General features: G+C 61.4%; 7 protein-coding genes. 1 reads left to right on the top strand and 6 read right to left on the bottom strand.

What is annotated here, in order from left to right; translation table 11 throughout:
* The 4 genes from dnaJ to AC1D0Z_RS13385 form a co-directional block, all read right to left on the bottom strand.
* On the bottom strand, positions 1 to 1,091 hold a 1,091-nt coding region (dnaJ, locus tag AC1D0Z_RS13400; RefSeq protein ID WP_477658722.1), incomplete at its 3' end, for a molecular chaperone DnaJ.
* A gap of 189 nt (positions 1,092 to 1,280) precedes the next feature.
* Positions 1,281 to 3,224: a molecular chaperone DnaK gene (gene dnaK, locus AC1D0Z_RS13395; protein ID WP_477658721.1), complete on the bottom strand. Its 1,944-nt coding sequence runs from the start codon at positions 3,222 to 3,224 to the stop codon at positions 1,281 to 1,283.
* A gap of 122 nt (positions 3,225 to 3,346) precedes the next feature.
* Complete coding sequence (grpE, locus tag AC1D0Z_RS13390; protein ID WP_477658720.1) at positions 3,347 to 3,907, bottom strand: nucleotide exchange factor GrpE; 561 nt, start codon at positions 3,905 to 3,907, stop codon at positions 3,347 to 3,349.
* Positions 3,908 to 4,266: 359 nt separating this feature from the next.
* A complete protein-coding gene (locus AC1D0Z_RS13385) occupies positions 4,267 to 4,968 on the bottom strand; it encodes a GntR family transcriptional regulator (RefSeq protein WP_477658719.1) in 702 nt (233 codons plus the stop codon).
* 197 nt (positions 4,969 to 5,165) lie between these two features.
* Between AC1D0Z_RS13385 and AC1D0Z_RS13380 the strand changes: the two genes are divergently transcribed.
* On the top strand, positions 5,166 to 6,197 hold the full coding sequence (locus AC1D0Z_RS13380) for a Bug family tripartite tricarboxylate transporter substrate binding protein (RefSeq protein ID WP_477658718.1): 1,032 nt from the start codon (positions 5,166 to 5,168) through the stop codon (positions 6,195 to 6,197).
* A gap of 121 nt (positions 6,198 to 6,318) precedes the next feature.
* Here AC1D0Z_RS13380 and AC1D0Z_RS13375 read toward each other — a convergent pair whose 3' ends face one another.
* A complete protein-coding gene (locus AC1D0Z_RS13375) occupies positions 6,319 to 6,627 on the bottom strand; it encodes a winged helix-turn-helix transcriptional regulator (RefSeq protein WP_477658717.1) in 309 nt (102 codons plus the stop codon).
* 228 nt (positions 6,628 to 6,855) lie between these two features.
* Positions 6,856 to 7,767, bottom strand: a 912-nt coding sequence (locus tag AC1D0Z_RS13370) for a Gfo/Idh/MocA family protein (RefSeq protein ID WP_477658716.1), incomplete at its 5' end; no start/stop codon positions are given.

The raw sequence follows: 7,767 nt of genomic DNA, 5'->3' as shown, positions 1-7,767 counted from the left end.
GAATGTTTGGCGCCGCCTTTTTTCAGCGACTCGTCRAGYTCCTTGAGCAGCTTGCGCTGGTGTTCGGTCAGTTTGACAGGYGTYTCGACCGTGATGTGGCAATACAGGTCRCCKGGRTAGCTGGAGCGCACGCCCTTGATGCCCTTGCCGCGCAGGCGGAACTGCTTGCYKGCCTGGGTGCCTTCGGGAATATCGATGGCGGCCTTGCCGGCGAGTGTCGGCACTTCAATTTCACCGCCCAGCGCGGCGGTAGTGAAGCTGATGGGCACGACGCAGTGCAGGTCGTCGCCGTCGCGCTCAAAGATGTCGTGCTTTTTCAGGCGAATCTCGATGTAGAGGTCGCCGGGCGGGCCGCCGTTGGTGCCGGGCTCGCCGTTGCCGGTGGAGCGGATGCGCATGCCGTCGTCGATGCCCGCGGGAATCTTGACTTCCAGCGTCTTGTTGTTCTTGGTCTTGCCCACGCCATGGCAGGTCACACAAGGCTCGGGAATCAGCTTGCCGGTGCCTTTGCACTGCGGGCAGGTTTGCTGCACGCTGAAGAAACCCTGGCGCATCTGCACCACGCCGTGGCCATGGCAGGTGGTGCAGGTCACGACCTTGGTGCCTGGCTTGGCGCCGCTGCCGTGGCAGGTGTTGCAGTCGTCCCAGCTGGGGATGCGAATCTGCGCTTCCTTGCCGTGCGCTGCTTCCTCCAGCGTGATTTCCATCGCGTAGCTGAGGTCGCCGCCGCGGTAGACCTGGCGCCCGCCACGCTGCTGGCCGCCGCGCTGTCCGCCGAAGACGTCACCAAAGATGTCGCCAAAGGCTTCGGCGAAGCCGCCAAAACCTTCCGCCCCGGGACCGCCGCGCATGTTGGGGTCCACGCCAGCGTGGCCATACTGGTCGTAGGCCGCACGTTTGTCGGCATCGGACAGCATCTCGTAGGCCTCTTTGGCCTCCTTGAATTTTTCCTCGGCAACTTTGGACGCATCCCCCTGGTTGCGATCGGGGTGGTGCTTCATTGCGAGCTTGCGGTATGCCTTCTTGATGTCTTCATCGCTGGCATTTTTGGGAACACCCAGCGTGTCGTAATAGTCTTTTTTGGTGGCCATGGCAGGTCAGTCGGGAATCGTTGTTGTGAAAGTCAGCTTGCCGGCAAGCGCGGCGGGCACCGGGGACAGGAAACACAAAAGCGGAAATCCGGGATCACTCCCGGWTTTCCGCCTTTGCCTGGCTGCCTTTGCCGTCTGCTTTTGCATGCAGTTATCGCGCCAATGCAGGGGTGCTTTTTGTGAAAGCGCTTAGCCCTTCTTGACTTCCTTGACTTCGGCGTCCACAACATTGTCGTCTGCCGGCTTGGCTTCGGCCTGTGCGGCGCCCGCTGCGCCTGCGTCACCACCGGCTGCCGCCTGAGACGCCTGCATGTCCGCATACATCTTCTCGCCGAGCTTCTGGCTGGCTTCCATCAGGGCCGTGTTCTTGGCGTCGATGGCGGCTTTGTCATCGCCCTTGAGCGCTTCTTCCATGTCCTTGATAGCCGCTTCGATCTTTTCCTTCTCGCCGGCTTCAAGCTTGTCGCCGTATTCGCCCAGCGATTTCTTCACGCTGTGCACCATGGCCTCAGCGTTGTTTTTGGCGGTGACGAACTCGACTTTCTTCTTGTCTTCTTCGGCGTTCAGCTCGGCGTCCTTCACCATCTGCTGAATCTCGGCTTCAGACAGACCGGAGTTGGCCTTGATGGTGATCTTGTTTTCCTTGCCGGTGCCCTTGTCCTTGGCGCCGACGTGCAGGATGCCGTTGGCGTCGATGTCGAAGGACACTTCGATCTGCGGCGTGCCGCGCGCTGCGGGCGGAATCCCCTCGAGGTTGAACTCGCCCAGCGCCTTGTTGCCGGATGCGACTTCGCGCTCGCCCTGGAACACCTTGATCGTCACGGCCGGCTGGTTGTCTTCAGCAGTCGAGAAGGTCTGTGCGAACTTCGTCGGGATGGTCGTGTTCTTTTTGATCATCTTGGTCATCACACCGCCCATGGTTTCAATACCAAGGGACAGCGGCGTCACGTCGAGCAGCAGCACGTCGGTGCGGTCGCCTGACAGCACCTGGCCCTGAATGGCGGCGCCCACGGCCACGGCTTCGTCGGGGTTCACGTCCTTGCGGGGTTCCTTGCCGAAGAGTTCTTTGACCTTTTCCTGCACCTTGGGCATGCGGGTCTGGCCGCCGACCAGGATCACGTCATGGATGTCGGCGGCGGTGACACCGGCGTCTTTCATGGCGATGCGGCAGGGCGCAATCGTGCGCTCGATCAGTTCGTCGACCAGGCTTTCGAGCTTGGCGCGGGTCAGCTTGACCAGCAAGTGCTTGGGGCCGGTGGCGGGGTCGTGCGCAATGTAGGGAATGTTGACTTCGGTCTGCGGGCTGTTGGACAGCTCGATCTTGGCCTTTTCAGCCGAGTCTTTCAGGCGCTGCAGGGCCACGACGTCTTTGGACAGGTCGATGCCGCTGTCTTTCTTGAACTCGGCCACGATGTAATCGATGACGCGCTGGTCGAAGTCTTCGCCGCCCAGGAAGGTGTCGCCGTTGGTGGAGAGAACTTCAAACTGCTTTTCGCCGTCGACATCGGCGATCTCGATGATGGAGATGTCGAAGGTGCCGCCGCCCAGGTCATACACGGCAATCTTGCGGTCGCCCTTTTCCTGCTTGTCCAGGCCGAAGGCCAGGGCTGCTGCGGTAGGTTCGTTGATGATGCGCTTCACATCAAGGCCGGCAATGCGGCCGGCGTCCTTGGTGGCCTGGCGCTGTGCGTCGTTGAAGTACGCAGGCACGGTGATCACGGCCTCGGTGACGGGTTCGCCGAGGTAGTCTTCGGCGGTCTTTTTCATCTTGCGCAGGATGTCGGCGCTGACTTGCTGGGCCGACAGCTTCTTGCCGCGCACTTCCACCCAGGCGTCGCCGTTGTCGGCGGCCACGATGGAATAGGGCATCAGGGCGATGTCCTTCTGGACTTCTTTTTCCGTGAACTTGCGGCCGATCAGGCGCTTGACGGCGTACAGCGTGTTCTTGGGGTTGGTCACGGCCTGGCGTTTGGCTGATGCACCGACCAGCACTTCGCCGTCTTCCTGGTAAGCCACGATGGAAGGGGTGGTGCGCACACCTTCCGAGTTTTCGATGACGCGGGGCGTATTGCCCTCCATGACGGAGACGCAGCTGTTGGTCGTGCCCAGGTCAATGCCGATGATTCTTCCCATGATGTACTCCTGCTTTTTGATTCGTTAAAGATTGAAAGGGTTGCGGTGTGCGCCGCTGATAACTATGTTGATGACTTGTGGATAACTTGCGTGACTTCAAGTGCTCAACAGGGTTTTCTGAATTATTTCGGTGCGGCCACCGTCACCAGGGCGGGGCGCAGTACACGGTCGGCAATCAGGTAGCCCTTCTGCAGAACGCTGACGACGGTGTTGGCTTCCTGTTCGGCGGGAACCATGCTGATGGCCTGGTGCTGGGCCGGGTCGAATTTGGTGCCGGCGGCGGGGTCGATGGCTACCACCCGGTTGCGCTCCAGTGCGCTTCTGAGCTGCTTGAGCGTGGCTTCGGCGCCTTCACGGACCTGCTCGACGGTAGCGTCCTTGATCGACAGGCCGGCTTCCAGGCTGTCTGCCACAGGCAGGAGGCTTTCGGCAAAACTTTCCAGGGCGAACTTGCGGGCCTTGGCGACATCTTCATCGGCACGGCGCCGGGCATTTTCGGTCTCCGCCTTGGCGCGCAGGTAGCTGTCGGCCAATTCGGTGTTTTTGGCTTGCAGCGTGGCGACTTCGGCCTGCGCCACGGTCAGCGCGTCAAACTCGTTGGCAGCCTGCGCCGCTTCCAGTTCTTCAGGGCTGGGCTCACCGCTAAGTGGTTGATTTTGTTCGGGTTGTGTATTGTCTGACATGCTCGAAAACAGGGTTGAAGCTGGTAATGTTTCCAGCTGGGGATGGCAAAGCCCTTTTCAAGACAGGGGCTTCGTTTTAGGTCCAGATAGTTGGCTGCGGTACGCGGCCTGGAGTGTCCAGCGCGGTTGGGGCGCTGCCGTTCCTTGGACCGGGGATGCCCCAGCCGCAGGCGCTGGTTCGTGGGCTGAATTGTAGTGGCTGGCCACGCCGGTCCTGGCTGGCGGCCAGGGGTTGCGGCTGTCCGTTGAATGGCCCCGGACGGTGGGCCAAGCGCTATGCTATTGATAGCTGGTTGCGCGCATCCCCATTGGTCTGGATGGCAAAAATATCGGGAATCTGGCAATGCGGCAAAAAATTTTCACTGCGCCGCGGGTTTTTGCATCCGCATCATCAGCTCCCGCTTGTTGTCCCGGCTGCGGTGGGCGTGTTCACGCATCAGCGCCTCAGCGCGCGCGCCTTCGCCGGCCAGCAGTGCGGCCAGAACATCTTCGTGGTCGGTCTGCGCGCGCTGGATGAACCCGAACTCCAGCAGCGGCAGGGCACCGTTCAGGCTGAGTGCGCCAGCGCCGGCCATCGGCGTTTTGCTGACGTGGGCGAGCGCAGAGCGCAAGGTGCTGTTACCGGCGGCGTGTACCAGGACGTCATGAAAGCGGGCGTTCATCGGGACCCAGCGGGCCGCGTCAATCACATGGCCGGCGGCCCGGGCTTGTTCCAGCAGCAGCCTGCCYTCTTCAATAGAGGCCTGCAGCGCTTCCCGGGTTTCCGGCGTGATGCCGCGCTCTGCGGCCTGCCGCGCTGCCATGCCCTCCAGTACGCCCCGCACGTCAACTGCATCGGCAATCTCGTCAACGCTGAATTGCCTGACACGAAAGCCGCGTGTCGGCAGGCGTTCCAGCAGGCCTTCCTTTTCCAGCTCGCCAAGCGCGATGCGGATGGGTGTGCGTGACACCGCAAGCTGCGCGGAAAGCTCAAGCTCCACCATGCGTTCGCCCGGGGCCGCCTGGCCGCTGAGGATCCGTTGCCGCAATGCCTGGGTGGTGTAGTCAATCTGGGAGGACATAGGTCTTGGGTGAGTGGACGAGGGGGTGAAGCGGCTGAATTATTGCATGCAGTATCTTGATTTATTTGAAGTTATTAGGGTTAATGAGGGTGAGAAACGAGTTATTGCGTGCAATAAAATAAGTTGACTAAGTATTTTCTTGCTTGCATGAACCATTCAACGCGCCTGTGACAACAGCACGCCTCAGGAGACGCCCCGTGAAGAACCAGCCCCGCTTCAATCGCTTGCGTGAGTTTTCCCACACGGCAGTCCGGCTGGCTGCYGTGTGGGCGGCATCGTCGGCGCTTGTCTTCGCCGGCTTGCCAGTGGCCTACGCCCAGCCGGCTGCAGCGTACCCGAGCAAACCCGTGAAGCTCATCGTTCCTTTTCCGGCGGGCGGTGGTGGCGACACTCTGGCCCGGCTGGTCATGCTGCGCGCGGCCAAAGAGCTCGGCCAGCCCATCGTGATCGAGAACCTGGGCGGCGCCGGCGGCAATGTGGGCAGTGCGGCAGCCGCGAGGGCGCCGGCCGATGGTTATACCTTGTTGTACGGCACGAACGGCACGCATGCCATCAACCACGCCATCTACAGATCGCCCGGCTTCAACCCAACGCGCGACTTTGAGCCCGTGACCCAGCTCACCCGTATCGCCGCCATGGTTGTGGTGCGGCCGACGCTGCAGGTGAATTCCATGGCGGAGCTCACTCGACTGCTTAAAGCGAATCCCGGCAAATACACCTTTGGCTCCGCCGGGAATGGCACCACGTCCCACCTGGCAGGAGAAATCTACAAATCGCGCGCAGGCCTGGCCGTGGTGCACATACCGTACCGCGGCGGCGCGCAGGCCATGACGGACCTGATCGGTGGGCAGGTCGACATGATGATCGAGGTCATGCCGAATGCCGCACCCCAGGCGAAAAGCGGACGCATCAAACCCCTGGCGGTGACCACGGCCACGCGCGTGGCGGGCTGGCCGGATCTGCCCACCATTGCCGAGTCGGGCCTGCCCGGATTTGATGTCAGCGCGTGGGACGCGATTTTTGTTCCGGCCGGAACGCCGCGGCCCGTCATCAATCGCCTGAACGAAGCGATTCACAAAGCCCTGGCGGATCCGGAGTTGCGTGCGCAGCTGCAGTCGCGAGGCGCCGAGGTGGCGCCGGGCACGCCCGAGGAACTTGCCAGGCATATTGCGGGCAACATCACGCTGTGGGGTGATGCGGTGAAACGTTCCGGCGCTGCAGTGGACTAGGGCTGCGTGACCATGCTGATGTAATGTGCGGGTCAACTTCTGGCGCAAACATATCCCGCATAAGCCGCATAAAAAAAAGCGACCTTACGGTCGCTTTTTTGGAGCCAGAAGGCCGCGTCAGTTATTTCTTCTTGGTCTGGCTGACGGCCCACTTGCCTGCAAATGCCTGCAGTTCGTTCAAGCGCTTGAGGAGGTCGGCGCCCAGTGCGGTGACCGTATAGCCGTCGCTGCCGTGGCCAAGCAGGCCGGCTGCGCGCAGTTCCTTGATGCGGGTGTTGAGGGTGTTGGGTGTGATGCTGCCGATGCTGTCTTGCAGAAGGCGGAATGTCTGAGGATGGCCATCTTTCAGGGCCCACAACACGCGCAGTGCGTAGCGTGCTTCCAGCAGTTCAAGCAATTGGCCTACCGCTGCATTTTCTTTGGCACTCATCAGGTTATCTCCTCGGGTCACAGTTTGGTCACAGGGGGTTGTTAAGCAGAAAGCTTCGAAAGCTTGGGGCCAAATATAACGCAAATTGCTGACTGCTACGAGTTTTATAGCTGCCCACCCCCGCTGCGTTTGACTCGCGGCCCAAAACTCTTGGAAAACCCTGATGCCGCGGGTGCCGCAATGGGCCTAATCGCGGTGCCGGGCAATGTCAAAGCGCACTATTTTTACCTACATCACAGGGATCCTTGTCGCTGGATGAAGTGATACGGCAGTGCCTGTTCTGGATGATTCCATGATCGCCTCAATGACCTGTTGCACGCCAAGCGCGGATCGTCCCGTCACGGTGGGGGCACGCCCGTCCTGCACTGAGCGGATGAAGTCCTCCAGTACCGCGCGGTGGGGCGCGTGGTCAAACGCCATGGGGTTTGCGCCGCCGCCGGAAGCCTGGCGTGCACCCGCAGTCAGCGTTTTTCCATCGGAAAAAATAGCGTGCATTTCACCGCCCTCGATCGTCACGGTGCCTTTGGTGAAGTTGAGTTCAATGCGCTCGGGAAAGCCGGGGTAGGCCGCCGTGGTGGCCTGAACCACCGCGACCGCACCGTTGCCGTAGTGCAGCAATGCGGCAGCAGTGTCTTCGCCTTCCATGCGGTGCACCGCGCTGGTGCTCGCCATCCCGGTGACGCGTTCCGGCATGCCGGTAAAGCTGAGCAGCAGATCGAGGGTATGAATGGCCTGCGTGATCAGCACGCCGCCGCCGTCCCGCGCCAAAGTGCCGCGGCCGGGCTCATCGTAATAGCTTTGTGGCCGCCACCACCGGACCGACGCGGCGGCACTCACCAACGGGCCCATGCTGCCGTCACGCAAAACGGCCAGGGCTCCGAGCGCAGCATCGCGCATCCGGTGTTGCAGCATCACCGCCAGCATGACGCCTGCGGTTTCGCAGGCCTGCACCAACGCATGGGCCCGGTTCAAATCGATTTCGAGAGGCTTTTCGACCAGCACATGCTTGCCTGCAAGCGCTGCCTGTCGCACAAGTTCAAGATGGGTATTGGGCGGCGTGAGGACCAGCACGGCATTGACGCTGGCATCTTCCAGGACGTCTTCCAGGCGTGTGGTTCTGCGCGCCCCGTGGGGTACGTT

The organism is Polaromonas sp. P1_E3 (assembly GCF_056405935.1).
Note: the sequence above shows the minus strand (reverse complement) of the source record. Positions and strands in the feature narration are given on the sequence as shown.

Bases quoted from the DNA above. Each gene is read 5' to 3' on its own strand.
- dnaK (WP_477658721.1), bottom strand. From the start codon at position 3,224: ATGGGAAGAATCATCGGCATTGACCTGGGCACGACCAACAGCTGCGTC.
- grpE (WP_477658720.1), bottom strand. From the start codon at position 3,907: ATGTCAGACAATACACAACCCGAACAAAATCAACCACTTAGCGGTGAG.
- AC1D0Z_RS13375 (WP_477658717.1), bottom strand. From the start codon at position 6,627: ATGAGTGCCAAAGAAAATGCAGCGGTAGGCCAATTGCTTGAACTGCTG.